This window comes from Geitlerinema sp. PCC 7407 (assembly GCF_000317045.1).
Lineage (GTDB): Bacteria > Cyanobacteriota > Cyanobacteriia > PCC-7407 > PCC-7407 > PCC-7407.
Window position 1 is genome coordinate 2,271,280 of the sequence record NC_019703.1, and the last position, 24,794, is coordinate 2,296,073.

General features: G+C 56.5%; 17 protein-coding genes and 1 CRISPR repeat array. Of the genes, 8 read left to right on the plus strand and 9 right to left on the minus strand.

The genetic code is table 11. From position 1 onward, the window contains the following. The first annotated feature begins 199 nt into the window (after window positions 1–199). The 3 genes from bla (at window position 200) to GEI7407_RS09440 (ending at window position 2,190) form a co-directional block, all read left to right on the plus strand. Window positions 200–982 carry a class A beta-lactamase gene (gene bla / locus GEI7407_RS09430; protein WP_315863846.1) on the plus strand — a complete coding sequence of 261 codons (783 nt, stop codon included), beginning with the start codon at window positions 200–202 and terminating at the stop codon, window positions 980–982. A gap of 262 nt (window positions 983–1,244) precedes the next feature. Next, on the plus strand, window positions 1,245–1,646 hold the full coding sequence (locus GEI7407_RS09435; protein ID WP_015171920.1) for a RidA family protein: 402 nt from the start codon (window positions 1,245–1,247) through the stop codon (window positions 1,644–1,646). 124 nt (window positions 1,647–1,770) lie between these two features. After that, entirely contained in the window at window positions 1,771–2,190 is a 420-nt protein-coding gene (locus tag GEI7407_RS09440) for a peptidoglycan-binding protein (protein ID WP_015171921.1), read from the plus strand. 99 nt (window positions 2,191–2,289) lie between these two features. Here the strand turns inward: GEI7407_RS09440 and hisA are convergent, their stop codons facing one another. Further along, entirely contained in the window at window positions 2,290–3,057 is a 768-nt protein-coding gene (hisA, locus tag GEI7407_RS09445) for a 1-(5-phosphoribosyl)-5-[(5-phosphoribosylamino)methylideneamino]imidazole-4-carboxamide isomerase (RefSeq protein WP_015171922.1), read from the minus strand. Window positions 3,058–3,722: 665 nt separating this feature from the next. Between hisA and GEI7407_RS09450 the strand changes: the two genes are divergently transcribed. The 4 genes from GEI7407_RS09450 to GEI7407_RS09465 all read left to right on the plus strand — a co-directional run bounded on the left by GEI7407_RS09450 (window position 3,723) and on the right by GEI7407_RS09465 (window position 9,815). Then, the gene (locus GEI7407_RS09450; protein WP_015171923.1) at window positions 3,723–5,060 is read left to right on the plus strand and encodes a DUF2254 domain-containing protein; all 1,338 of its coding nucleotides are present in this window, start codon (window positions 3,723–3,725) and stop codon (window positions 5,058–5,060) included. Window positions 5,061–5,420: 360 nt separating this feature from the next. Further along, window positions 5,421–6,797 (plus strand): hypothetical protein, encoded by a 1,377-nt coding sequence (locus GEI7407_RS09455; protein ID WP_150109757.1) that lies wholly within the window; start codon window positions 5,421–5,423, stop codon window positions 6,795–6,797. A gap of 106 nt (window positions 6,798–6,903) precedes the next feature. Next, the gene (locus GEI7407_RS09460; RefSeq protein WP_015171925.1) at window positions 6,904–7,692 is read left to right on the plus strand and encodes a S8 family serine peptidase; all 789 of its coding nucleotides are present in this window, start codon (window positions 6,904–6,906) and stop codon (window positions 7,690–7,692) included. Then, window positions 7,689–9,815: a S8 family serine peptidase gene (locus GEI7407_RS09465; protein ID WP_015171926.1), complete on the plus strand. Its 2,127-nt coding sequence runs from the start codon at window positions 7,689–7,691 to the stop codon at window positions 9,813–9,815. Before GEI7407_RS09460 ends, GEI7407_RS09465 begins: the two co-directional genes overlap by 4 nt. Before the next feature lie 6 nt (window positions 9,816–9,821). Continuing rightward, window positions 9,822–11,527: a CRISPR direct-repeat array (repeat unit 24 nt; unit sequence CTTCAAAGGGGCCGCATCTTGAGA). A gap of 229 nt (window positions 11,528–11,756) precedes the next feature. On the opposite strand, the gene csb2 is transcribed toward GEI7407_RS09465, so the two are convergent. The 5 genes from csb2 to GEI7407_RS09490 form a co-directional block, all read right to left on the minus strand. Further along, the gene (csb2, locus tag GEI7407_RS09470) at window positions 11,757–13,490 is read right to left on the minus strand and encodes a type I-U CRISPR-associated protein Csb2 (RefSeq protein WP_015171927.1); all 1,734 of its coding nucleotides are present in this window, start codon (window positions 13,488–13,490) and stop codon (window positions 11,757–11,759) included. Beyond that, the gene (gene cas7u / locus GEI7407_RS09475; protein ID WP_015171928.1) at window positions 13,487–14,485 is read right to left on the minus strand and encodes a type I-U CRISPR-associated RAMP protein Csb1/Cas7u; all 999 of its coding nucleotides are present in this window, start codon (window positions 14,483–14,485) and stop codon (window positions 13,487–13,489) included. Before cas7u ends, csb2 begins: the two co-directional genes overlap by 4 nt. A 9-nt stretch (window positions 14,486–14,494) precedes the next feature. Continuing rightward, complete coding sequence (csx17, locus tag GEI7407_RS09480) at window positions 14,495–16,768, minus strand: type I-U CRISPR-associated protein Csx17 (RefSeq protein ID WP_015171929.1); 2,274 nt, start codon at window positions 16,766–16,768, stop codon at window positions 14,495–14,497. Between the two features lie 4 nt (window positions 16,769–16,772). Next, entirely contained in the window at window positions 16,773–19,265 is a 2,493-nt protein-coding gene (locus GEI7407_RS09485) for a CRISPR-associated helicase/endonuclease Cas3 (RefSeq protein ID WP_015171930.1), read from the minus strand. A 239-nt stretch (window positions 19,266–19,504) separates the two neighbouring features. Then, a complete protein-coding gene (locus GEI7407_RS09490) occupies window positions 19,505–19,822 on the minus strand; it encodes a hypothetical protein (RefSeq protein ID WP_015171931.1) in 318 nt (105 codons plus the stop codon). A gap of 500 nt (window positions 19,823–20,322) precedes the next feature. Between GEI7407_RS09490 and GEI7407_RS09495 the strand changes: the two genes are divergently transcribed. After that, window positions 20,323–20,676 carry a four-helix bundle copper-binding protein gene (locus tag GEI7407_RS09495; RefSeq protein WP_015171932.1) on the plus strand — a complete coding sequence of 118 codons (354 nt, stop codon included), beginning with the start codon at window positions 20,323–20,325 and terminating at the stop codon, window positions 20,674–20,676. 142 nt (window positions 20,677–20,818) lie between these two features. On the opposite strand, the gene GEI7407_RS09500 is transcribed toward GEI7407_RS09495, so the two are convergent. The 3 genes from GEI7407_RS09500 to dusB all read right to left on the minus strand — a co-directional run bounded on the left by GEI7407_RS09500 (window position 20,819) and on the right by dusB (window position 24,623). Then, window positions 20,819–21,922, minus strand: coding sequence for an aromatic ring-hydroxylating dioxygenase subunit alpha (locus GEI7407_RS09500; RefSeq protein ID WP_015171933.1), 1,104 nt, complete (start codon window positions 21,920–21,922; stop codon window positions 20,819–20,821). Window positions 21,923–22,028: 106 nt separating this feature from the next. Then, the gene (locus GEI7407_RS09505; protein WP_015171934.1) at window positions 22,029–22,754 is read right to left on the minus strand and encodes a DUF3865 domain-containing protein; all 726 of its coding nucleotides are present in this window, start codon (window positions 22,752–22,754) and stop codon (window positions 22,029–22,031) included. Between the two features lie 828 nt (window positions 22,755–23,582). Further along, a complete protein-coding gene (dusB, locus tag GEI7407_RS09510) occupies window positions 23,583–24,623 on the minus strand; it encodes a tRNA dihydrouridine synthase DusB (protein ID WP_015171935.1) in 1,041 nt (346 codons plus the stop codon). Window positions 24,624–24,794: the final 171 nt, after the last annotated feature.

Genomic DNA, 24,794 nt, shown 5'->3' on the forward strand with positions numbered 1-24,794 from the left:
AAATATGATCCGAGTGCTCAAAAAAGACTGGTTCTATTCATGTTGCCTGTTTCTTCTAAGTGTTTTACTGACTGTTGGGTGCACAGGCATTAACGCCGGAAATAGAGAAGTTACCTCAAACCGCCCAGCAGCGCCGGCAAGCGAGACTACAGCAGCCACGACCGAGCGCACAGACCCATTACGCGATCTCCTCAATGAGATCGCTCAAGCGGCTCAAGGGCGGGTTGGAATGACAGCTACCGTGCTGGAATCTGGAGAGTCAGTGTCTCTGAATGGGAATGAGCGCTTTCCAATGCAAAGCGTTTATAAGTTGCCGATCGCAATGGCGGTTCTGAATCAAGTCGATCAAGGGAACCTCAAGCCAGACCAGAAGATTCGGATCGAGGCCAGCGATATTGTCCAGGGAAGTCAAGTACTCGATGAGAATTCGCAAGGAAAAGGATTCAGTCTGTCTGAACTCTTGCAATATATGGTTTCTGAAAGCGACAACACCGCCTGTGATGTACTGCTGCGGCTCATTGGTGAGCCGCAACGCGTCACGGAATATTTAAGCAGCCTTGGTATAAACGACATCGTTGTAGCGAACACGGAGCAGGAGCTAGCGCAAGATCCAGCCGTGCAGTATCGCAACTTTGCCACACCCGATGCAGCAGCAGTGTTACTGCGCACATTGCAGGAAGGACGAGGACTTTCACAATCCAGTCAGGCGCTACTGTTGCAATGGATGACAGAGACTCCGACAGGTCTAAAGCGTATCAAAGGGCTGTTACCAGAGGGAACGGTCGTGGCACACAAAACAGGGACTTCGGCTACTGTGAGTGGAGTAACGGCGGCAACCAATGATGTGGGACTTGTAACGCTTCCAAGTGGACAACATTTGGCGATCGCAGTGTTTGTTTCAGATTCTCAAGCCGCTGATGTAATTCGAGAGGAAGTCATCGCAAGGATGGCAAAGGCAGCCTGGGATGAATGGAGCAGATAAAGTTTCTTTCGTACTCAGGGCACTCGTGAGGCTGTGAGTGCACCAATCAGTGGATCGAAAGTATATCGACACAGGTAATCAATGTTGAGACTGTTGTTTTACCCGACCGGATTGAAGGCACAAGTGACGATGTCTACGAAGTGACGGTCAGTAATGATTTCTATGCGGCGATGATCAGTTAGGGCATTACAATCAATTGCTTTTAATGTGTACGTGTTTGGTACAGAGAACAAGCTTCACCAGGGAAGAAATAAGGAAGACCATGAATAAGCCCGAATTTTTTGTTACCCCCGGCTATGGGGAATACATGCTGAATGAATTGCATTACTCGCAAGCGGTAAAAATTGGCGATCGCGTGGAAACATCCGGTCAAGGCGGCTGGGATGACAACCTGCAAATTCCCGAATCGCTCGCGGATGAGATTGCCCAAGCGTTTCGGAACGTAGAGCGAACCTTGGCAACTGCCGGTGCAGGCTGGGAGCACGTTGTTCACGTCAATTCTTACCACGTTGGCGGGTTGCCCCCAGAAGTTAACGATGTGATGGTTCAGCTATATCGCCATTACATGCCCAACCATGCCCCCATTTGGACACAGGTAGGAGTCGCGGCGCTTGGATTGCCAACGATGCGGATTGAAATCCGCGTGACTGCCATTGTTCCGTGAGTTTTGCATTAGCGACAGCGCTGCTCTACACCGATCAAAGTAAGTCATCGAAGTATATAGATGAAGTAATAACTCTGACCCGAAATTGATGCTAACTAGCACTGATCCATCAGCAGGACAATCCATGAAACTTCAAACCATTTTCAGATTACTAACGATCGCCGTAGGACTGCTCGGAGGTTCATTCACTCAGCCAGCGATCGCACACAGCCTTGCTTCACAGCAAACATCACCCGTTCTGATCGCAACTGCCTACACCGATTTGACCTTACCTACCCTGCGCCAAGGAGATCGCGGCAGAAGCGTGGAACTGTTGCAGAATATTCTTCTTGATAATGGCTTTTTAGGAGCCGCAGGCGTGAGGTTAGGCAATCCACAGGGTGCGATCGTCGATGGCATCTTTGGTGAGATCACAGCTGCTGCGATACGGGATTTGCAGCGACGGTACGAAATCCCAGTCACAGGGCAAGTCAATCCTACAACGTGGGAAGTCCTGGATATGTACGAAAACCCCTATCGATCGCCTCTCCCTTGGAAACAATAGAGCCAGCAAAGTATGCAGCTGGAATTTCGACTCAGGTGAAATTTCCCTCATCCTCCGGTCCCTTCTCCCAGGTTGAGAGAAGGGGATTTTGGAGGAGAGTTAGGCGATCGTGCCGAGGTCGGGGGGGACGTCTTGCCAGCGGCCCTGGCCCACGGCGCGGATGGCTTCTTTGAGATCGACGTCGCCGGTGTAGATGGCGCGGCCAACGATCGCGCCAGTGACGCCCTGGGGCTCGAGGGTGAGCAGGCTGAGCAGATCGCTGACGGAGCTGACGCCGCCGGAGGCAATCACAGGAATCGAGATGGACTGGGCCAGCTCGCGCAGGGCCTCCAGGTTGGGGCCTTGGAGGGTGCCGTCGCGGTGGATGTCGGTGTAGATGATGGCGGCAGCTCCGAGGTCTGCCATGCGCTGAGCCAGCTCGGTGGCCATGACTTCGGAGGTTTCGAGCCAGCCCCGAGTGGCGACTTTGCCATTGCGGGCGTCGATGCCAACGACGATCTGGCCAGGAAACTCCTGGCACAGGCTGGCGACCAGCTCGGGCTGCTCGACGGCGACGGTGCCGAGGATGACTCGCTCGACGCCGAGGCTCAGCAGGTCGGCGACGCGCTGGCGATCGCGCAGACCACCGCCGACCTGGACGGGAACCGACACCGCAGCGGCGATCGCGGCAATCGACGGCGTGTTGACGGGCTGGCCGCTTTTGGCACCGTCTAGATCCACCAGGTGAATGCGGGTTGCCCCCTGGGCTTCCCAGTCCTTGGCCACGGCAACGGGGTCTTCATTAAAGGTTTGGGCTTGGCCGTAGTCTCCTTGGTACAGGCGGACACAGCGCCCTTCCAGCAAGTCGATCGCTGGGATTACTTCCATAACGTCCTAACTTTTCTCTGCAATTGGGCCAAACTGCACGGCAGTTCCTTTGCCATTGTCTCTGATTGGGGTCCCCACCTACACAGCGACTCTCGTTTAGATTCGGGGCGATCGCGCAGCTCCAGGCCTGAGCAAACCCAGTCTTGATTGAACACGGCGATCGCTGTGAGCAAGAACAGGGTTAATATTCCTCAAGCCAACGCTCAAATCAAGCAGATATTAATCATTCATGGGCTTGATTTCTAGGTGAATTTATCTAAAGGGATTGTCAAAGCCCCAGCCAGCGCCTTTTGCGGATCTATCCTTAGATACTGCTTCGATCGCCATCGCTAGATATACTCATGATGGGCAGATCAGGGTTCTCTTTTTGCCAGATCAGTCATAGATGACATTTATCGAGAAGAAACTGAGCTGGCAATAGGTTTCCAAGATCACAGACAGTATCGTGCTGCTTCTGGCTGGATTTCAGGCTATGGGAATAAGAGAAATTATTCTTATATCAATCATGGTAGTGGATTGAGTCATTGCCCCATTCTCGGCGGTTGTCTACCTAAACTCATTCTATCTACTTTGGAGGCAAAGGCTTAATCGTCAGAACACAGTCATTACGTTCTGCCATTAGAGATCTTCGGTTATTGCAAAAGTGGTAGCAAACCATAATCTGTATGAAAAACATCAGGCTGGCCAAACTGTGGGATTCGCTTCGTTCTAGCTACTGGTTCTTACCTGGCTTGATGGTATTAGGAGGAATGGCGCTGGCCTTTGGCGCACTAGCTCTCGATCACACCAGTCAGCTAGAGGCTGAGGAGCTGAACTGGATTTATCGAGGCGGAGCGGACGGCGCACGCGCATTGCTCTCTACGATTGCTGGTTCAATGGTGACGGTAGCAGCAACGGCTTTTTCTATTACGATCGTTGCCCTCCAGCTTGCCGCTTCCAACTTCGGACCGCGACTACTCCGAAATTTTATGCAAGATACAGGCAATCAGGTTGTATTAGGTACTTTTATTTCTACCTTTCTTTATTGCCTTCTGGTGCTGCCAACGGTTCGTGGAGAGGATTACAACCAATTTATCCCCCAGTTTTCAGTGACGATTGGGATTGGCCTTGCGATCGCCAGCACTGGAGTGTTGATCTACTTTATTCATCACGCTTCAACCATTATCCAAGCTTCTCATGTGATTGCAGACGTTGCAGACGATTTGGATCGCGCCATCGAACGGCTGTTTCCCAAAGAGATTGGACACGGCAAATTACAGTCTCAGCAGCTAGTTGGCGAAATTCCTCAAGATTTTGATTCTAATGTTTGCTTCGTTCGAGCCAAAAATACAGGTTATCTACAAGTTATTGACGATCAGGCACTCTTAAAGACGGCTTGCAAGCATGACCTATTGCTGCGTCTCCAAGCCAGACCCGGTAAGTTTGTGAGCGAAGGTAATATTTTGGTGCAAGTCTATCCAGAAAAGCGAGTGAATCAGCAATTGATTAACAAGATTCACAGCACCTTTTTACTGGGTAACGAGCGGACTGAGCAACAAGATGTTTCATTTCCGATCGATCAGCTAGTCGAGATTGCTGTACGGGCACTTTCTCCCGGAATCAATGACCCCTTTACAGCAATTCGGTGTATCGATCGTCTTGGCACGACACTATCTTTTCTGGCAGAGCGAGAATTTCCATCTCCCTACCGTTTCGACCATGAAAACAATTTACGCATTATTGCCAAACCCGTAGAATTTGATCAGCTCGTGGACGTAGCGTTTACTCAAATTCGACATTATGGAAAGGCTGATGTGCGGGTCATCATTCGCCTACTGGAGGCAATAGAGCAAATTGCCTCATGCGCTCATCGCCCCCACGACCGTTTCGTCCTAGAACAGCAGGCTGAAATGATTTTGCAGGATCACTACGAAGCGGCTTCTCAAGAAAAAGATCGAGAAAGAGTAGCTGAAAAGTATAACCAGGTGATCTCTGCCATAAAGCAGGTACGAACCTACTCCTAGCCTCTTTAGGATTGATTCATTTCTCAATTTATGAGTTAGACGCTGGGCTTGAGTCTTTTGGGGCTTGAGTCTTTGATGCTAAGGACATCAGCCCACCTTGGGGACAACATTCCTATTAAGACTAAAGAAAGCGATCGCACCTCTTGCCCCATTGTGAGCTATCCAAGCGCTAAATAGCTTAGCTAAACATCATTGAGTTGCTGTGGTTCTTGAAGCAGCCAACTGATCGATTTACTATCACTATTTATTGTCATGAATTTTTAAATAAAAGACGAAATCTTTGAATCTAAAAGAAGAAATTAACTAATGTTTTTTAAATCCTGAAAGCCTTTTAAAACCTGAATTACCCATGTGGGTACTGTGGATTTTTATCGATCAAACTTAGGTTTTAAAGGTCTTTTGAGTTTGGTTATTAATTCAATGCCTACTTTTTCAAACCTGCTCCTCATTCAGCCTGATCTGTTGAATATCAAGCCTATGATGAGTGAAGATGCATCCGTCGAAGAGCTCGATGGAGAACTTCGAAAAATCGCCGAGGACGTGTTGAACGCGGCGCAATATTCCATCACGGCGATCGCCGCAGAACCGGATGCAAAAGTTCGGCCAGATACCCTAGAAGCTGATTTTCAAACCGCATTTAAATCTGTGCAGCCAAGCCTGAGAACCAGCGCCACCGCCCAAGCGGTAGAGCTGGTCAAAGCGCCGGTAGCCGTGCGAAAAACCGTCTTTGGTCGCTATGGAGAGCTGCCCGCTCAGGCCGTGGTGACCGATGGATTTGCGCGCCTCAAAGATGGACTGCCACCGCTTCAAGTAGATCGGAAGCTGTTGGGTTTTCCAGAAGCGCAAATCTCGGTTCCGGTCTCTCAAATCACCGCCACACCAACGGGATTGCTGATTCCTCAAGCAAATTTGCCGGGTAATTTTGCAGACTTTGAGAGCGCCACTCAAGACTCCATGGCAGAAGCAGGCAAAGCAGGGGTGCTCGATCGCGATCGCTTTGCCCAAGTGTGGGGTGAAACCTACGAAGGCGATATTTTTGGGCGCATGGATGGCCCCAATGAAGACTTCGAAGGTCAAGCGACCACCGATAAATTGAGTCTTTGGATTCGCAAGATCAAATGTGAAGATGAAACCAATCCCGAGTGGTGGGGAGATGATGAAATCGCCCTAGCCGGAGTCTCCACCGATGAAGATGGAGACGTCAAACCCATTGGTGAGCGGTTTATCGGCGGCGGTTTCAAAGATGGTCGTGAAAAAGACTATCCCAACTGGCAGTATCACTTCTTTAGCATGCGCGAAGGCAAGCACTGGCCCAAAAAATACGGGATCACGCTGATCTTGGCAGAGAAAGATAATGGGGGTCTCTCTAGCTTCCTGAACAATCTCTGGCAACGCGTTCGAGACCAGGTAAAAGCAGCCATTGAAGCAGCCCTGACTGCGGCTGGCGGCGTGGTTGGGGGGATCTTTGGTTCCTCAGAACTGGGAGCGGCGATCGGCAAAGCGATCGGCAAAGCAGTTGCCTGGATCGTGGACAAGCTGGTCGGCTGGCTGATCAAACTCTTCCAGGACGATATCTTCAAGCCCTTCACCGCTTGGTGCACGGTGCCTTCCTTTGGGGCGCGCTGGAACTATCCCAACGGGACTTGGGGCAACCCCTGGTCACCCATTAACACGGTGCGTTTCCACGGCTTTGGCGGACGCTATCGCGTGGACTATCAGTGGTATATCTCTGCGTAGTGATATCTAGGCCGATCGCTTCTGCGATCTAGAGATAGTGGGGGAGCACACGCCTTTGTGCTCCCCACCCCATTTCCCCAAACTCTCTCTTCAAAGGTCTTGTCCTGTGAATATTTCCAGCTTTTCATCGATCGCGCATGAATTCGTTGATCCGGCCTGCCACCTTGCCGCTTTGTTGCAGTCTTTTGGGAGGCAGAGAGAAGACTCTCGGCTGGTCCGCTGGTCTCCCCGGTTGGCGGGAGGAACGGGGGCAGGGGTGCGGGTGGCGCTGCTCGATAGCGGCCTGGATCGAGAACATCCTGGGTTGAGGAATGCTCGGGTGATCGCCGAGGATTTCACGGGTCAGGGCAGCTTGGCCGATGGGACAGGCCACGGGAGCCAAATGGCGGCGCTGCTGGTGGGCCAAGGGTTAGAGGCGTCTGGCGGATTGGCTCCGGAGGCAACGCTGCTGTTTGGTAAGGTTCTCCGGGCTTCGCTTTCTGCCAAAACTGAAGACTACATTGCCCGAGGGATTCGCTGGGCGGTGCAGCAGCGGGCCGATATTTTGGTGTTGCCTTTGGGGCGATCGCGCGCTTCTCGGGTGATCTATCAGGCGCTTCAGCGGGCGATCGCCGCAGGAGTCCAGATCTTTGCGGCGGCAGGCAATGGGGGACCTCAGCGGATCCTGTTTCCGGCCAGCCTTCCGGGGGTCGTCGCGGTGACCGGTGCCAATCTGGCAGGAGAGATCTTGCCGGAGTGCGCTGCTGTGGAGACGGTGGACGCGATCGCCCTGGGAGATGTCCCCGCCCCCGGGGGAATGGGGCCTGGGGCTCGGCTTGTGGGCTCTTCGCCTGCGACGGTCCTGGCAGCAGCGATCGCAGCCTTAGAGCTCTCTCTTTACCGGTCTTCTCCATGAACCTATCTTTGGTAACCCTAGAAACGAGGCTGAGCTTTGTGCTGGGCCTTGAGCCTGCGATCGCCCAGCGCATCATCGCGCGACAGGCCACGCTGACGGATCTGCTGATGGCCCAGACCCAGAGCCATCTGGCCCTAGAGGTGATTTTTCAGATCTTTCTGCAACCCGAAAAAGTTTTAGACCAACGCTTAAACCCTAATTCTTTAACAGAGGCCCAGTTGCGTCAGTTGCCGGGGCTCGGGGACAGCGCAAGACAAGCCATACAGGAAAGTCGCCCCTTTTTCTCGCTGACAGAAGTGGAAATCGCGACGCAGCTTCCCCAGGTGCTGCTCCAGGAGCTGCTGGAGCTGCCGACCTATCAGTGGCTCGACAAGCCCCAGGGCACTCGCTCCACAGTGCGCCCCGTGTCTGGGGTCTACACGGCGATCGCCGATTCGGATGAGTTTGAGGCGGTTCCCGAAGCGGCCCAGGCGGGCTTTGCAACGACGACTATCCACCAGGATCGCCAGCGCATTCTGGTTTTGGAGGCGAGCGACTTCGAGGCCCCAGCGGTCGATCCCCACCGGCTCAAGCAGTCCCTGGCGGGGCGGATTTGTCCGGCGCTGCGAGACGCCCAGGGCATGATCCGCTATCTGGTGCCCCTCTCGGTCGATCTGTGGTTTCGGCCAGAGACACCGCGCGATCGCGTGGAGGCGATCCTGGCGGCTCTCCAGTTGCGCCTCGTGGAGCCGGTCACGGAGACCTTGGCAGCCATGGGATATTATCGGGCGGTCATTCCCGGCTGTCCCGTCGATACCGATCCCCTCAGAGCGGTGCTGGAGGTGGTGCAGCTGGCCGGACAGTATGAAGAAATTCGCTTTGCGGAGCCGGAGCAAATCGGCCTGAATGACTTTGGGCCGGATACGACGCATCTGGCGGGGAGGGAGAGTGACTTTGAGGCGGTGGGACGCTACTGGAATCATGACGTCATTCAGCTAGGGGCGGCCCATCAGCTCACCCAGGGATCAGACAAAGTGACGATTTTTGTGATTGACAGCGGGGTAGATACAGAGCATCCGGCGATCGCCCCAGTACTGCGCCCCGACTGGCAAAGGGTCGATCTCAACTTCACCTTGAGCGATCCGGAAAGTGCCCTCTCTCCCCAAGAAATCAGCGTGAGTCACGGCACCCAGGTGACGAGTGTGGCGATCGCCCAAGGCCCCGAAAATGGAGAGATCGTGCGGGGAATTGCGCCGCTGTGTCGGGTCTTGCCGATCAAGATTTCTGGCTCTATGGGGTATGGTCTGCGGGCGGCGGCGATTCGACAGGCGATCGCCCTTTTGCAACCGGGAGAGAGAGGAATTCTCAATCTCAGTTGGCGGACCAATGGAGAACATATTGGCATCCGGGAAGCGTTGCAGGAAGCCGATCGCCGGGGTTTTGCCACCGTCACATCGGCGGGCAACTACAGCGCTGGAGAACGCCAGATCGCCAATGATCTCCACTATCCCTCGGCCCACGGCTATCGCTATCCCTATCTGCGATCGCTCTGTGTGGTGGCGGCCTCTACGGTGGAAAATCGGCGCGCTAGCTATTCCTACTTTGGCTCAGAAAGTATCACTCTGGCAGCGCCGGGGGGTGAGGCCGGATCGGCGGGTTCGGCGATCTATGTCGCGAGTCCTCGGGGCCAGCATGCCTACGTTTGGGGGACGTCTTTTGCGGCTCCCCATGTGGCGGGTCTACTGGGGCTAATGTTTGCTCGCAATCCCCAGCTTTCTGCCCCGGAGGCGATCGCCTGTCTCCAGCGCACAGCCCAGTCTCTGCCTGCCTCCGAGCCCGCCCCCCTGGGCCACGGCATCGTGAATGCCTACGCGGCGGTGATGGCGGTGCCGCTGCCTCAGGAGGTCTCGGAAAATCCGCCAGCAGAGCCACCCCAGGAGATCCATCACGCTGGCAAGATCAATCTCAATACGGCCACTGCGGAGGAGCTAGCGAAGCTATCTCTCATGAATGACTGGCGAATCGATCACCTGCTTCGCTATCGCCAGACCCAGGGGCCTCTCCAGTCGATCTGGGATCTCCTCTATGCAGGCGCTTTTGATCTATGGACAATCCGACATCTCCAGGATCAGGTCAGTCTATAGGCTGGCGTCTAAAGGGGCCGCATTTTGAGATTGCGGTGAGACTTGAACGTTACGGTCTGGGAGGTATCGCCGCCAGTAGCGCTTCAAAGGGGCCGCATCTTGAGAATGCGGTGAGACCGCTGGCGTTCCAGTCAAAGTTTTTGAGTTGCTCGCTTCAAAGGGGCCGCATCTTGAGAGTGCGGTGAGAGACGCAAAAGTGGGCGAGGTGATCGTTGCCGAGGGGCAGCTTCAAAGGGGCCGCATTTTGAGATTGCGGTGAGACTCCAAGCATTTTTTGCTGTCCGAAAGCACTCTCTCGGCTTCAAAGGGGCCGCATTTTGAGATTGCGGTGAGACGGTAGCTTTGAAAGATGCCCTTGATCTGATCCTTGCTTCAAAGGGGCCGCATTTTGAGATTGCGGTGAGACCCTAGGGTGTAGGTGGCATAGTCCACCGTGTTGATGCTTCAAAGGGGCCGCATTTTGAGATTGCGGTGAGACGGTTGGGGCTCCGCAGCTGCGGCTTCGGGTGCCACGCTTCAAAGGGGCCGCATCTTGAAAATGAGGTGAGACATCGGAGCTGCTAATGAAGACGGCGAAGGTGCCATGGCTTCAAAGGGGCCGCATCTTGAGATTGCGGTGAGACAGCATTTTAGGGTGCCATTAGCCAGTTTGGCCGCTGCTTCAAAGGGGCCGCATCTTGAGATTGCGGTGAGACAATGATCCGCTCTTCGGGGATCTCCCGATTTGGGATGCTTCAAAGGGGCCGCATCTTGAGATTGCGGTGAGACAGCTTGAATATGGGATCTGGAGCAAATGGCTAGAAGCTTCAAAGGGGCCGCATCTTGAGAATGCGGTGAGACCTCATAAGAGGGGAGGAAGGAGTTGAGGACCGTGCTTCAAAGGGGCCGCATCTTGAGAATGCGGTGAGACTGCTGGCTGCTCGGCTCGACGCACCAAGGTTGGTGCCCCTCTTCAAAGGGGCCGCATCTTGAGAATGCGGTGAGACGCAATCAATCGCGTCAGCGGGCGATCGATTTGATTTCTTCAAAGGGGCCGCATCTTGAGAATGCGGTGAGACCCTTCCAGTTGCCGTCCAAAAGTCGTGCACGCTCTCTTCAAAGGGGCCGCATCTTGAGAATGCGGTGAGACAAGCCGTCGGGCGGCCTGAGCCGTCGTCCTCGAATCTTCAAAGGGGCCGCATCTTGAGAATGCGGTGAGACCTCAGCGCTCAGCTTCACGGCACCACCCACTCATCTCTTCAAAGGGGCCGCATCTTGAGAATGCGGTGAGACGCCCAAGTCCGATAGACCCCAATCTATATCAAGTGTCTTCAAAGGGGCCGCATCTTGAGAATGCAGTGAGACGTGGTCGAAATCGGCTCCCTGCGCCGTCTCCAGGTCTTCAAAGGGGCCGCATCTTGAGAATGCGGTGAGACAACGGTTGCTGTGTTCCCGCTCGCAAAGCGGTCTGCTCCTCTTCAAAGGGGCCGCATCTTGAGAATGCGGTGAGACCGCATAGCCGATGTCGTTGTCATCGTCGTACTGGTCTTCAAAGGGGCCGCATCTTGAGAATGCGGTGAGACGTGCTGATTTTAGGCCTAATTTTAGGCAAGTCTGTTCTTCAAAGGGGCCGCATCTTGAGAATGCGGTGAGACCTACCAGGGTTCTTCCCTCTACCTGCACTGATGGCTATCCGTCTTCAAAGGGGCCGCATCTTGAGAATGCGGTGAGACAGCGAGCGGCTGAAAAGCAGAGAGGATTTAGTTTTCAAGGTTCTGATGCGCGAATCGGTCTCAAAAAGAGCGATCGAGCAGACTGGTGGGCCTAGCATAGAGCCCGAAAGACCCCAAAAAACTTCCAGGCAACAAACCTTTGAGAAAGGGCGCGGACCTTTTGGATCGCCACAGAGCGCGATCGCCCTTCCCGTCAGGCTTTGGGCCACCAGCCTCACTCCTCTTCCTCCTACATCCCCCGATCCGCGCCCCCATCGACCGGCAAAAAGACCCCCAGCCCAAAGTGAGCCCCATAGCCCAGAGCGATCGGCCCCTGGCGAGGCTCCGCAAACTCCAGCTCTAGCCAGTATCCGCACTCCGACGATCGACTCCCCTCACCCGAGTAGCGCCGCCGCCGAAACTGCTTCCAATGCAAATGCTTGGAAGGATCGTCGCTGCAAGCCTTCTTCTCATCATCAGAGAGACAGCGTACCTTGACCAGCTCCTTCCCTTGGGCATTTACATAACGCAGCCAATCCTCTTCCCCATCCTCCTTAGACTGCACTTTCTCGCAGCCCTCCAGCGACTCATCTTGGTGCAGCGACTTCAGGAGATTCTTGAGCAGATAGAGCGCCTGGTCCTCCGGTCCCTCCCGCTGAAACGGCGTTTCGCCAATGCACTTGGGATTGTTGCGGCGATCGAACTTTGGATGACGCGGCAGCACCATCGGCGTCAGCGATCGCCAGCGACGCCCCCACCCCAGCAGCGGCGAAACCCCCGGCCCATTCGACCGGTACTCCTCCGCCCGCCCCAGCGACACCAGCACCATCTGAAAGCGATCTTGCTCCTTTTGGTTGAAATACCTCAGACGCCCCAAAGTCGCGATCGCCCGCTCCGAGAATCCCCCCGCCGCATAGACCAGCACATGATCGATCTTGCCCTGGCGATTTGGCTCCGGCAGATACCACGCATGCTGATGTCCCTTCGCTTCCTGCTCAACCTCCTCCCCTTCCTCCGTCGTCACCCACTGGCGACCGCTAAAAACCGCCTCCGCCGATTGAGGCTGGTCACCATTGCTGAGACTCGTCAACGTCTTGTGAAAGCGATCGCCCAGGGTCAGCGCCTCCGTCAGATTGGGCAGCACACTCGACCACAGCGCAAAGCGAGCCACCGTAGGAGCAAGCGATCGCGATCGCTGAGCAGACGGGGCCAGTCGGTCCGGCTCCGCCACCGGCTCCAGACCATAGGTCACCCACCGCGCCCCCGGAATCCCGCTCCAGCCCTGGGCATAGAGATCACTCGTATCCAGCTCCAGCACCTCCAGCAGATCCGCCGGGATCTTCCACTTCGCCTTGCCCCGCTTTGGCTTCGGCATCAGCGCCAGCGCCCCCCGAAATCCCTCCAGCCCCTCCGTCGTCAGCGGAGCCAGCACCCTCACCGGCTCTCCCTGACCAGAGGACTCTGGCTCGGCCAGGGGCCGCATCTGGAATGAGACCTGCTCAGCCTCCAGCTCCTGCGACGACAGAAGCTGAATCTCGACCCAAGACTCTGCCCGCCCCAGATAGCTAATCTGGCCGCACAGACGGCGCAGCAGATTCTTTTCTTCCTCTGTGGCCTCTACCCCCGGCCACATCACCCACAGCTTGGCCTCCGACGACAGCGCTCCCCCCGGCAGCGCATAAAACGTATCCAGCACTTTAGTCGTGGTCGATTTTCCTTCCCGAAAAACCGGCATATAGTGCCGAGTGTGAGCAGCGACATAGGCTGGCAGCCTATAGCTCGGCAGATGATTCGACAGCTTGCTCAGGATCTGGTTAAACAGCGATCGCTCCGGCTGCTCCGGCAAGTGATAGTAAGCAAACACCAGCGATCGCAAAATTCGCCAAGGAGACGGCGGCCACTCCACTTGCCCTTCATTCACCTGGTGGTTCCAGGGCGTCGCGTGATAGCGACCCGTCAAGAACTGAATCGAGAGTCCAATCACTTTTTGCTACGCCCCTTGCTTGTGTTGCTTTCCTTGTCCTTTGCGGTTTCATCCGCCACGTACTGCACCACCGTCACCGGCGGATCGGCAAAGGCACCCGAAGCCGCCTTCACCAGAGCTGGCAAAGCTTTTGCCAGCTCCGCTTCCGACGGCAGCGAGAAATCCACTGGACGCTGGATCGATATCTGCGCCACCTCCAGATCGCAGGCCGTGCGCAGCCGCAGCCCCCGCGCCAAAAAGCACTGAATCTTGTAAAAGGCGATCGCGATCAGCAGATCCTCGATCTCACGGCCCAGGCAATAGCCGCGAATCTGCGCCAAATCCAAACTAAAGTAGGCCGTGATCCGCTCGGCGGTATATTCTTCACGGTGATAGGGGACATTGCCACCGCCCTTTTTGGCTTCTGCTTGGGGATTGACCCGATCATTTTTGACCCCGCCAGAATTCGCAGTCTCCACGTTGTACGCTTCGATAAATCCCGACAGCGCCCGCGCCAGCTTGAAGCGTCCCTTCGCGATCTCTTTCTTCGCCAAAAAGATCCCGTGCAATAGAGAGTTGAGGTCATACTTTGCCAGGACGCGCGCCAGCTTTCGGAAATCCACCGCCCCCTCAGCGGGTATATCCAGCTCCTGCTGGAGCATCTCAAAAAAGCTGCGATCTTTGCCCTCCAGAATATAGAACGAGTTGAGACGGTGGGCTTCTAGGAGCGAATTGGTCAGCACCTGATCGCCCTGGTGAACCACCACATAGGGAATTCCCGCCAGAGGCTTCACCACCGTTTCATTGACCTCATCCCAGATACTGTTTTCTAGGCGGTTGGCCACGCTCTGGGCAGACTCCAGCAGCAGCATGCGCGTCTTCTTGGCCCCAGGCAGCGTATAGGTCGCAGCCCCCAAATCCGGAAAGCCCGTCGGCTGAAAGCGATCGCCCTGCAATGGCTTCAGTTGCGCTTCGATCAGGACGCGCGGTTGATCTTGTAGTGCTTGAAAGTTCATGACGAATCCTTAACTAGAAACTTCACTAGAAAAATGAGCGGTTTTGCCCGAATCCTCTGGGTCTTCCTTGGGGAGCGGGCGCACCTGCCAGATCAGTCGGCTCACGTCGGAGTCCGAGAGGGGAAAGGCCAGCGCTGCCGCGATCCGGCGAGTGCGATCGCCCGACTCGTTGATCCCCTGGCCCATCGCTGGAGGACAGCCGCTGGCCCGCAGCCGCCGAATCGCCAGAGTCGTCGCGCCGTAGCAGTCCCCCATCGCCAGCCGGTTTAGCAAGTTCGGCACCCTGGGCAGCGACACCGTTTTGATGGACGGCTGGGATCCCTGGTCTTGCAGGTCTGGAGACTCGGGGATCTTCTCCAGCAACAGGCGTCGCTGATGGGCGATCGCCACCAGCGCGTAGGCCGGCGGCACCCACTGGGGCCAGCCCAGGCTGGACGGACGGGTCAACGCCAAATCCACCAGGCTCAGCCCCCGGGCGATCGCCTCCAGACGCTCTGCATTCACCTCCCCCTGAATCCAGCGCACAACATCCACCAGCGGTGCCGGATAGGAGCCCGGCTGGCTGGTTTTCGGGTCCCCCGGCGGAGCGTCTTCCTGACCAGCAGGCTGAAATTCGGGTTCTTCAGGGTTTTGGCCGCTTTTCGGGGTCTTCAAGCCGTCTGAGTCGGCTTTCTGGCCTTTTTCGGCTTTTTGCTTAGCTTGCGCTTCGACTTCCTCGCGCTTCACCAGCCGGATCAGGTTGCTCTCTAGATCTCCCGCCTGCCAGGTCGTCACGCCGTCGTCATTAGGCGTCCACACCCAAAAGCGCGACCTCTCCTGGGGCCTTGCGCGCCCCAGCCGCTGGCGCAGGCGGTTGCTCGCCAGGGCCAGCCCCAGCCGAAACTCGCTCGAATTCTCCCAGCACGCTGTGAGCCACCGCCGAGGCAGCAGGGGCACCGGCGAGACAAATCTGCTGGTCGTAAACTTCAGCGATCGCCCCAGGTCTGCCTCCGCTTCCCCCAGGGCGATCAGGACATCGAGCAGCGTTGCCTTTTGGCGGCTCCAGTCAATGATGGCCTCTTCGAGGCGCTGGTTCGCGCGCAGCACCGAGGCCGGAGCATCTTTGTCTTGGGCCGCCCGCCGGAACTGGTCGAGCCATGGATCGATGTCGCTCAGGTAGTCCTGCTGGGGCTCAGACTGCGGGCGGAAGCGATCGAGGGGCACCGCAAAATAGGACAGCCCATTGCGAAGCTGGAAGCCATAGCGGACAAACTCTTCGATATTGCGATCGCGCCCCAGGGTCGAGATCGCTCGATAAAAATCAATTCCATAGCGAGCCGCGCGATCACCCAGCTTGGCCCGCCCCTCCCGAAACAGCGCTTGGAGCTCCAGCAAGCCTGCCGGTTTGCTCCACAGCGGTGCCCACAGCTCCGCCCGCGCCTCCTCGCCCGCCGCCGCGCTGCCGTAGCCCGCATTCGAGGGACGCACCGTAAAGGGATAGGCCAGACTGCCCTGCTCAGCCCGCTCATAGCGCCGGGTCACCCCAGCCGCAAACAGCAAAATCCCCTCCAGCATCAGCACAAAGTCCCAGGGATTGACCCGATCGCTGGCAGCAGCAACCGGGTTAAACTGCCCGATCCTGCCGCTGAAGGGCAAGCTGGGCAAAACGTCGTCAAACAAAGCCGCCCGCAGCAGCGCTTGGGCCGATGGGTTGGGCTTGCCCGTCCCAAAGTCCATCACTTCTCGAAGCTGCTGCATGAAGGTGCGGCTAAACTCGAAGTTGCCGTCATTGCCGCCCGTCCCAGCCAGCGGCGGAAAGCTCAGATCCTCCGAGGTGACCAGAGCACAGGTGTCTAGCCACTTCACAGCCTCGTCGGGCAGCTCATTTCTCAGCCGCTCCAGCAGCTTGCGCTTGTCCGATTTCTCCTTGGGCTGGACCGTCAGCCCCAGAGCGTCCACCTGCCTTTGGGCGATCGCGATCGTCTCCCCATAGATCCGGAAGCGCTCAGCGGGCGCGTCCACGATCTCCTGGAGCAGGCGTTTTTGGGCCTTGTCCTTGGGATAGAAGCCTGTGCTGCCATTCCAGGGCGCCACGAGGGGCGTCGGTTGATACTCCTCCAGGAAAAAAGTCTCTAGCGCTTCTCGTGACAGGCTGGTCACCAAGACAAACGCGTCGTTTTCCCAGTACCCCTTGGCCTGGCGATCGCGCCCTTGCTCGACCAGCAGCCGCAAAATTCCCAGCGCCTTGAGATAGGCCGACAGGGGCTGAGGCGTACAGCCTCCCAAAATCATTGACTCAGGCATCGGTTTACTCCACCCAATAATCAGCGTGCTTGGCCGAGCCGCGCCAGTCCGCGATGCGCACCAGCGTCTCCAGAAAGGCCAGCTTGAACGGGCCGTACTCCTCTAGCAAATCCAGGGCGCGCGCCGTCCAGGACGGGCCAGTGTCGCTCTCGCCAAAGCGCAAACACTCGAGCGAGAGGTCTTGGCTGGGGATGACCAAGCCGCCCCCCAGGTCAATCTCGGGAAGCTGGTGATGGACGCGATCGCCCTCGTGCACCCCCAGCGCCGACAGCACCAGCGGATCTCTGGGGGCAGCAGCCCGCTGCTCGGGGTCCGGCTTCTTCACCGCCTGGGTCCGCGCAATCAGGCGCGGCTGAATGCTCATGCGGGCTCTGCCGTGGTGGCAGGCGACCAGATAGCACAGCAAAAATGACTCTTGCTCCTGGAGGGCCAGGAGGGCGCTGACCAGCTCGTGGCGAAATCCCTGGCGATCGTCGGGTGCCAAGTAGCGATCCGCCGGGTCTTTGAAATCGTGATCCGACTTGGCCCACAGCGTCTCGCCCTGTTGGGCCTCCCGGTTGTAGGTCAGGCGCGTCTGGAAAAACGGGTGTGCCTTCCCGGAGTCATGCCAGTGCGCCGCGCGGCTGAGGGACTGCGCTGGCAGCTCCCAATCTGAGAAATGCTGGATCAGCGTTTCGATTTCCGCTTTGACCTCCAGGGAGTGCTGGGACAGCTCCACAAACGCTGTGGCCCCCTGGCTCAGGAGATCGCGATCGTCTTGGTCCGCCTCAATGGCTTTCTCAATCGGCACCGCAGGGGTATGACCCGCTTTGCCCGTGAAGCCCAAGTGGGGATCGTAGCCCCCCACCTGACAGGGCACGAGGATCGTCATTCCTGGCACCAGGGTTTTGACCTCTTGCCACTTCTTGCGGCCATCCCGCACCCAGGCAGCCTGTTTTTGCTTCTTGATCTCCTTGAGAAAGTCGCCCGCCATCGAGAGACTGACCCGACACAGCTCCGGAGCCTGGAGCGCGTCGAGATTCGCTGGCGGACTGCTCCCGTCCCACTCTCTCCAGGCGATCGCCACATCCGTTTCATTGGCCTCTCGGATGAAGGACGAAACGTCAATGTCGTGCCCGGCCAAATCCGTCGAAGTATCAAAAAGCTGCAACAGATCGTGTCGCCGTGGAACCAGTCCCTCGATCTCTTCTGAGGGAGCAGGGACCGTCTTGAGCGTGCTAATGCCGACATCTTGCAAGCCTTCTAGGAGCGATCGCGCCTTTTCGAGCGACTCCTCATCGTAGGGAAGGGCAGTACTTTTATTCGTCAGATCAGGAATATCGATCCAGTACACCGCCGCGCCCATCAAATGCTCTCCATAGCGATTGCACCGGCCAAAGCGCTGCACCATCGAAGACCAAGGGGCCAGCTCCGTAAAGAGAACCTGAGCCGAGATGTCAACGCCCGCCTCGATCGCCTGGGTCGCGACCAAAATCCCCGACAGCCCCTCCCTGAGCTGCGCGTTGAGGCTTTGGCGCTCGGCCGCCCGAAACCGAGAGTGGATCAGCGTCCGGGGCTCCGCTGTGTACTTTTTCAGCGCCTCATACACCTCCTGGGCGCGGGCAACGCGATTGCAGATCACCAGGGTGAGAGACCCCGGCTGGTGAGCCGCCGCGATCTCTTGAGCCAGCTTGTCGCCGTACTGATCGCCCTTGGAGGCGCAAACCGTCTCGGCGCGGCGAAGCGGCTTCTGGGCAGCCATACACTTCGCCAATACGGCGATCGCGTTCTCAGGAGCCTTCGAGGCGATCGCCGAGTTGGTAGCGCTTTGAGCCAGACTCCGAGCCGCATCTTCCTCCGCTGGGGTCAGCCCATAAACGCAGATCGAGCCCGGCTTGTGGTCCGCTGTCACTAACAGGCCAGGATCCAGCGTGGCGCTCATCCACAGCGATCGCGTCATGCCGTAGGTGCCAAATTTTTCGCGAAGGCCCTGGAGCTGAGCCGTGGTGCGCAGCGCCGCTCCCATTAGCTGCACCTCATCCATCACCCACAGACAATCGTTGTTGAGCAGGGCGAAGTGGATCGGCCACTTGTTGCGGCTCATGGCGTATCCACGGTTGAGGGCGCGGCTCACGAGCTGGTCCTGGGTTCCTACCAAGATGCAGTGCTGCTCTGGCTTGTCGTCCCAGCGATGACTCACAGCGCCCCCCATCAGCAGATGGAGACCGACTTCTTGCTGTAGCTCGGCATTTTCCAGCCACTTCTCGATCGCGCTGTAGGTCTGCTCTACCAGGGTCCGCATGGGGAGACAGTAGACCAAGCGGCGAGGCGTGCTGGCCCGCCGCGAACTCTCGCAGAAGCACTTCCACAGCCACGCCACAACCACAGCGGCAGTTTTCCCCGCCCCCGTAGGCGCGCTGAGCACCAAGGGCCAGTCATCGGCGATCGCGAGCCCCTCTTGGTACGGAAATGGAGGCTTGCCAGTCACCTTACAGAACCAGTCAGCATAACTTTGCATGGCAAAATAACCGCTTCTAAGCGGGATTTCTCAAAGGTGGAGCGATTTTTCTCTATTGAACAAGTACACAGAAGCCGCTGGTGAGTTTTTTGACAAACCTTGTTATGAAGAGAGAAAAATTTTGATCCCTTCACGGTCCGTCAAAATTCCTCAACCAAAGCATTGCGCTGCGCTGAAACAGCAGAATCTAGACCCTGAAAGATCTTCAAGGCCTAGATTCCACACCTAGAAAGCGTTTACTAGCCGAGTTGGCGTTGGCACAAATTCCAGAGCCAACGTCTTGTCTCGCTCTTGCCCACCGGAATCAATGGCCAAGCAGCCTCAGGAGTGATAATTTCAAGACCTTTTCGCCCCCGACGCGCAAAGCGGTGCAGATTACGCAAATGCCTGATTTGAGGGTCATTTTTCGGCAGTTTGAGCAGCATCTCTGCACGGACATCTTCCGAAGAAATTTCTCTGCGGAAAACATGCATTTCAGGAATTTCTTGAGGGGGTTCTCCTCGGTCTTCAAAGAGAGGAAGAGAAAGCTGGTGTCCAAACATGTTATCGTCAATCATGATCGCCTCCTTGGCGAACATAAGAATATGTGGCTGAGACAGTTTGGTGCCAACCTTTGTCTGTCCAGCCGGTGCTTTGGGGGTCCTTGTCAGAGGATCCCTTTTTGCTATTTAGTAGCTTATCAGACTCGAGCTCGACTACCCAGATATTGACCTTAGAAAATTGAATCTCTGAAAAAAGAGCAGCTGAGGGGCCGCACATCGTGCGGAAAATCTGCCCTTTTTCGAGCGGCATTAACCCACATGTTGCTTCAAAGGGGCTGCTTAGTCAGCAGGGAAGCTAGTGGTATGGCTCTAAGCCCACTTTACCGGCTTCTGGTCAAAGTTGACCCAGCTTTCTCGCATCGTCCCAAGGACCAAGCGCGACGGCTCACCAGCGTAGCACTAGAACATGCGCTCTACTCAAGTCTCTTCCGATGGTTAGATTGAATCGAGTTTTTTGCTTTCTAAGGTGGGGGACAGGGCCAGCAATGGCCCAGAAGTTTTCTGGAGATGTCCCAATGACCGCAACTCGATCCCACGAAACGCTTTTAGAGCCTTGCATTCAGGCTTGTTTGGCTTGCCTGCGAGAATGCGAAAACTGCGCGACGGCCTGCCTGAGCAGCGAAATGGTCCAAATGATGGCCGAGTGCATTCGGCGGTGTCGCGACTGCGCCGATACCTGCGCCCTCTGCGCGCGGCTGATGGCGCGCAACTCCGACCTGCATGGCCAGATGTGCCGCGTGTGCGCTGAGGCGTGCGATCGCTGCGCCGCCGAGTGCAGCCAGCACCAGCACGAGCACTGCCAGCGCTGCGCCGAGGCGTGCCGCCGCTGCGCTGAGTCCTGTCGCCAGATGGCTGCTGCGATGGCCTAGGGGTCCGTGCTGACAGCGCTGGCCACAACTCCTCTGGCCTTCCATTGCGCTTTGGCCACGGGTGCCTGACTGGCCACGAAAAAACCTGGCCACGCAGCGACTTTGTCATTGCCTGACCAGGTTTTGGAGCCGTAACTGGCTTCTAGAGACTGTAGAACTCCGCCAGAGAGCGATGGAAATGGGTGATTCCATACTCTAGGGTTTCTGCATATTGGGTGACCTTGTAGCCGCGCGATCGCACCCCTTGCTGGAGCGATCGCACCGCCCCAAAGTCCTCATTCAGCATGTGGTCAAACTCAGGCCGAAACGCCTCTCGATCATAGGGATAGAGGGCTTTTTGCGCAGGAGTCTGATAGAGAATCACCTCAAAGCGGGTCGTCGTCGGCGTGAGCGGCGTGAGGCGAAACACCGACACCTTATCCTTGGCCGTGTTCACCATCCAGTTTGGGAAAACAAATCCCTGATAGGAGAAGCCGCGCCGCTTGCCCGAAAAGGCCGGATGATTTTCGACTATCGCTTCATCCACAAAGGGCACCGAAATTTGGTAGTGCCTGCCCGTAGGCGCATACTGGATTTGCAGCGGATCAAAGCAGCGCAGACTGCGAGCGTGGACCACCGGCAGGTGATAGCACTCGAGATAGTTCTCGATGGGAAACTTCCAGTTCGCTGGCTCCTCATAAAACCAGCGATCGATCTCTTCGAGATCTTCCCAAGGCTGCTCATACTGCTCCAGAAACGCCGGAAATTCTGCTAGATGACTTTTGAGATCTTCTCCTTCCGGTTCAGCGCTCGCAAAAATAAAGCCGCCCCACGTCTCTACGCGCCCCGCCACCAAGTTGACGTCTGACTTGGAGAGGCCGGGGAAGTGCTCAGCCCTGGGCAGTCCCCGCAGACGGCCCTCGCGATCGAAGTTCCAGCCGTGGTAGGGACAGCGAATCCGGTTGCAGTGGCCCTGGCCCTCCATCATCTTGGCCCCCCGATGGGGACAGGCATTATGAAAAATGCGCAGATCGCCAGCATCATTTCTCACGATCACCATGGGCTGATCTCCCAAAGTGCAGGTGAGATAGTCACCGGGTGCCGGGAGATCCGACGCTCGCCCGACCATTTGCCAAGCTTTTTGCCACAGCGATCGCCGCTCTAGCTCAAAGATTTCTTCACTGTAATAGTAGAAAGGCGGCAGACCAGGGCTGGCATGGGAAGAGAGACTTTCGGGGGTCAAAGGCTGGGAGAAAGAAGCGCTCATAGCAATGGTATGGTTGGGGACTCAAGGGCAATCAATCTAGAAAGGGCTTGGTGAGATGCCCAAACCCGATCGCGTCGTCACATTCCGTTGCTCATCATGATAGGCCTTAAGCCGCGATCGCCCCGTCTAGGGCCGGATACAGCATTGCCTCGATCGCCAAACCTTTCCACCAAATCTCCATCACCTCCAGCACCATATAAAATCCCGCCTCAAACTCTGGTAGATCCTCCGGCTGGAGATAGTGGGCGATCGCGTTTCGCAAATCCGCTTCGTGCTCAGGCTCCCACTCGTTGAGATGCATCGTGAAGAAATGATCTAGAGTCGGCGGCATCTCCTTTTGCAGCAAGTACCGAATCATTTTTTGGACAATCAGCAGCTCTGGAATCGAGCTCGCCTCGATGGCGTAGGAAGCACCCAGGATATAGGCACCTCCTTTGCGAAAGATCGAGTTTAGGTGGGCGAGTAGCTGCATGGTCGCAGGAGACGGAGCGATCGCCACCACAGGCACCCCCAGCGCATCTTCGAGGCCCTCCGCGAGCAGTCGATAGTGAGAGACACCCTCCGTTCCTCGGCCCAGTTCCTCAGCAATATTGTCTTGGAGCTCCGCCGCAATCCGGCTCCAGCCGCTTTGCTGGGCCTTTTGCTCCGTCAGCACCATCAGGTCCACCAGCGCCTTCGGAAAAATAGCGTATTGCTGAAGCACATAGATCAGTTGCTCGGCGCTGACCTCTCTCATGATCTGCACCATGGGGTTGCGCTGGGCATCTAGAGCGCTACAGGCTTGGCCCATCGACTGATTGAGGCGAGAGATGAGAGTGTTGAATTCCTGCATGGAATGATCCTTATACTTCTGCAACAAAAAGTTGAAGTGGCCACTCAGTAATACTTGTGGAGACTCTCTTTTTCCGAAAAATAGCGAAATAATGAGAAAATCTCTCAGAAACAGGGGAAATTTGGATCTGTAAGCTCCAAAGGAGCCAAAATTTCAAAGCTGAATTTGAGCCCGCAAGCGAGCTAAAAATAGAATTTGCGGGTTCAGCTGATTAACAAACCGAAGTTCACCGACCACCCTTGAATCAGATGCACTAGCAGATGCAAAAGGGCGATCGCTCACCCCCCAGAAGAGACTCTGCTCCTACGATGCAAAGAAATAGAGAGCCGACCGTACCTAGCGGGCTCACCTTCGCACGTGATAGACCGAGACAACAAGGAAACAATCCGCGAAAACAGCTTTGCGACGCTAATCCGAAGGTATCTACAACACTGAGCAGAGCGCCAAATAGATAAGTTCGGTATTATCACGCAAAACATAGCCCATTAGTAATCGCTGCGCTAAAGTCCAGCAACCTTGAAAATGCGCACGATTTCGACAAAAACCAGGAAAATTCCTCAGAAATACGCTAGCTTTTGTCAGATATTTTATGAATAGTGCTGGATTTTGTGATCTAGCTAACTTCTAGTCTACTAGTATAAATTGCAACTTTGGATAGAGTTTAGTTTTTCATTTTTCTGGTAAAGGCCTCATAGCCCAAAGGGGTTTTGGGCCGCTACAGCGCCTAAAAAATACGCAAAAACCCGGCAATTTCGCGTGATCTAGAGGGCAGCGATCGCCCAGAAAGGATAGAGAGAGCAAATCTCAGGATAGAGTCTGCCAGCAAGATCAGGCCAGAGCAACCACAGCGCGATCGCCTGTCGCCTGGAGCTGCGCGATCGCCCCATCGAGCAGTCGATAGCCCTCATCTGCGGATTCGATTTGGCACAGGCGCGATCGCAGTTCTGCTGCCCCCTCGAAGCCCTTGGTGTACCACGTCATGTGTTTGCGGGCCTGACGAATGCCGCGATCGCCCTTGTACTCCCACAGCATCTGGAGATGTTCGCGAGCGCACAGCAGGCGCTCCGCCGGAGTCGGCGGCTGGCGATACTCTCCCGTCTTGAGAAAGTGATCAATTTCACCCACCAGGAAGGGATAGCCCAGAGTCCCGCGGGAGCACATCACGCCGTCCGCCCCCGTCTCCTCCAGGCAGCGCACCGCCGACTCCACCGAGAAAATATCTCCATTGGCGATCACCGGAATCGAGAGAGCCGCCTTTACCCGGCCAATCCACTCCCAGCGAGCCGCCCCGTTGTATCCCTGCTCTCGCGTGCGCCCGTGCAGCGTCAGCATCTGAGCCCCCGCATCCTCCATGCGTCGCCCGAACTCCACAGCGTTAATTTCGCCGTCACTCCAGCCGATTCGAGTTTTGACCGTGACCGGCACCTCCACCGCTGCCACCACGCTGCGCACGATCTCTTCGGCGATCGCCGGCTGACGCAGCAGAGAAGAGCCGCCGCCGTTCTTGGTGATTTTGTTGACGGGACATCCCATATTGATGTCCACCGTGTCCGCTCCCTCCGCGACCGCCATGCGCGCTGCCTCCGCCAAAAAGTCAGGCCGACAGTCAAAGAGCTGAATGCTGATGGGTCGCTCCTGGGGGTCCACCTCCATCAGTTTGGGCAGCTTGCGCACGTGGTGCAGCTCGGAGGCGCTGACCATCTCGGTGTACATCATCGAGTCTGGCGCATAGCGCCGCACAAGTCGCCGAAACACCAGGTCCGTCACGCCGGAGAGGGGCGACTGGAGAACGCGGCTGTGCAGGGCTACTGTCCCGATATACAGGGGCGATCGCAGACGGTGTTGCAGCTCGGGAGACAGAACAACCATAGATAAGGACGGCTTGAGCAACGAAGGGCGGCGGAAATGAGCCCTCTTATTCTAGAGCTTCTGCGGCCAGCGCCCTTGGGCGTTCCTCGGGAGGGGTCGCCGCTGTTCCAGCGTCCCAACGACGTCCCATCGGAGGCCGAGTTTTGGGCCAGTTCAATAGCAAATTTTGCA

What these genes read in the sequence shown, in the direction of transcription:
- cas7u (WP_015171928.1), bottom strand. Translation starts at nt 14,485, where the DNA reads ATGAACTTTCAAGCACTACAAGATCAACCGCGCGTCCTGATCGAAGCG.
- GEI7407_RS09440 (WP_015171921.1), top strand. Translation starts at nt 1,771, where the DNA reads ATGAAACTTCAAACCATTTTCAGATTACTAACGATCGCCGTAGGACTG.
- GEI7407_RS09490 (WP_015171931.1), bottom strand. Translation starts at nt 19,822, where the DNA reads ATGATTGACGATAACATGTTTGGACACCAGCTTTCTCTTCCTCTCTTT.
- csx17 (WP_015171929.1), bottom strand. Translation starts at nt 16,768, where the DNA reads ATGCCTGAGTCAATGATTTTGGGAGGCTGTACGCCTCAGCCCCTGTCG.
- dusB (WP_015171935.1), bottom strand. Translation starts at nt 24,623, where the DNA reads ATGGTTGTTCTGTCTCCCGAGCTGCAACACCGTCTGCGATCGCCCCTG.
- GEI7407_RS09485 (WP_015171930.1), bottom strand. Translation starts at nt 19,265, where the DNA reads ATGCAAAGTTATGCTGACTGGTTCTGTAAGGTGACTGGCAAGCCTCCA.
- GEI7407_RS09495 (WP_015171932.1), top strand. Translation starts at nt 20,323, where the DNA reads ATGACCGCAACTCGATCCCACGAAACGCTTTTAGAGCCTTGCATTCAG.
- GEI7407_RS09505 (WP_015171934.1), bottom strand. Translation starts at nt 22,754, where the DNA reads ATGCAGGAATTCAACACTCTCATCTCTCGCCTCAATCAGTCGATGGGC.
- GEI7407_RS09465 (WP_015171926.1), top strand. Translation starts at nt 7,689, where the DNA reads ATGAACCTATCTTTGGTAACCCTAGAAACGAGGCTGAGCTTTGTGCTG.
- GEI7407_RS09435 (WP_015171920.1), top strand. Translation starts at nt 1,245, where the DNA reads ATGAATAAGCCCGAATTTTTTGTTACCCCCGGCTATGGGGAATACATG.
- hisA (WP_015171922.1), bottom strand. Translation starts at nt 3,057, where the DNA reads ATGGAAGTAATCCCAGCGATCGACTTGCTGGAAGGGCGCTGTGTCCGC.
- GEI7407_RS09450 (WP_015171923.1), top strand. Translation starts at nt 3,723, where the DNA reads ATGAAAAACATCAGGCTGGCCAAACTGTGGGATTCGCTTCGTTCTAGC.
- GEI7407_RS09500 (WP_015171933.1), bottom strand. Translation starts at nt 21,922, where the DNA reads ATGAGCGCTTCTTTCTCCCAGCCTTTGACCCCCGAAAGTCTCTCTTCC.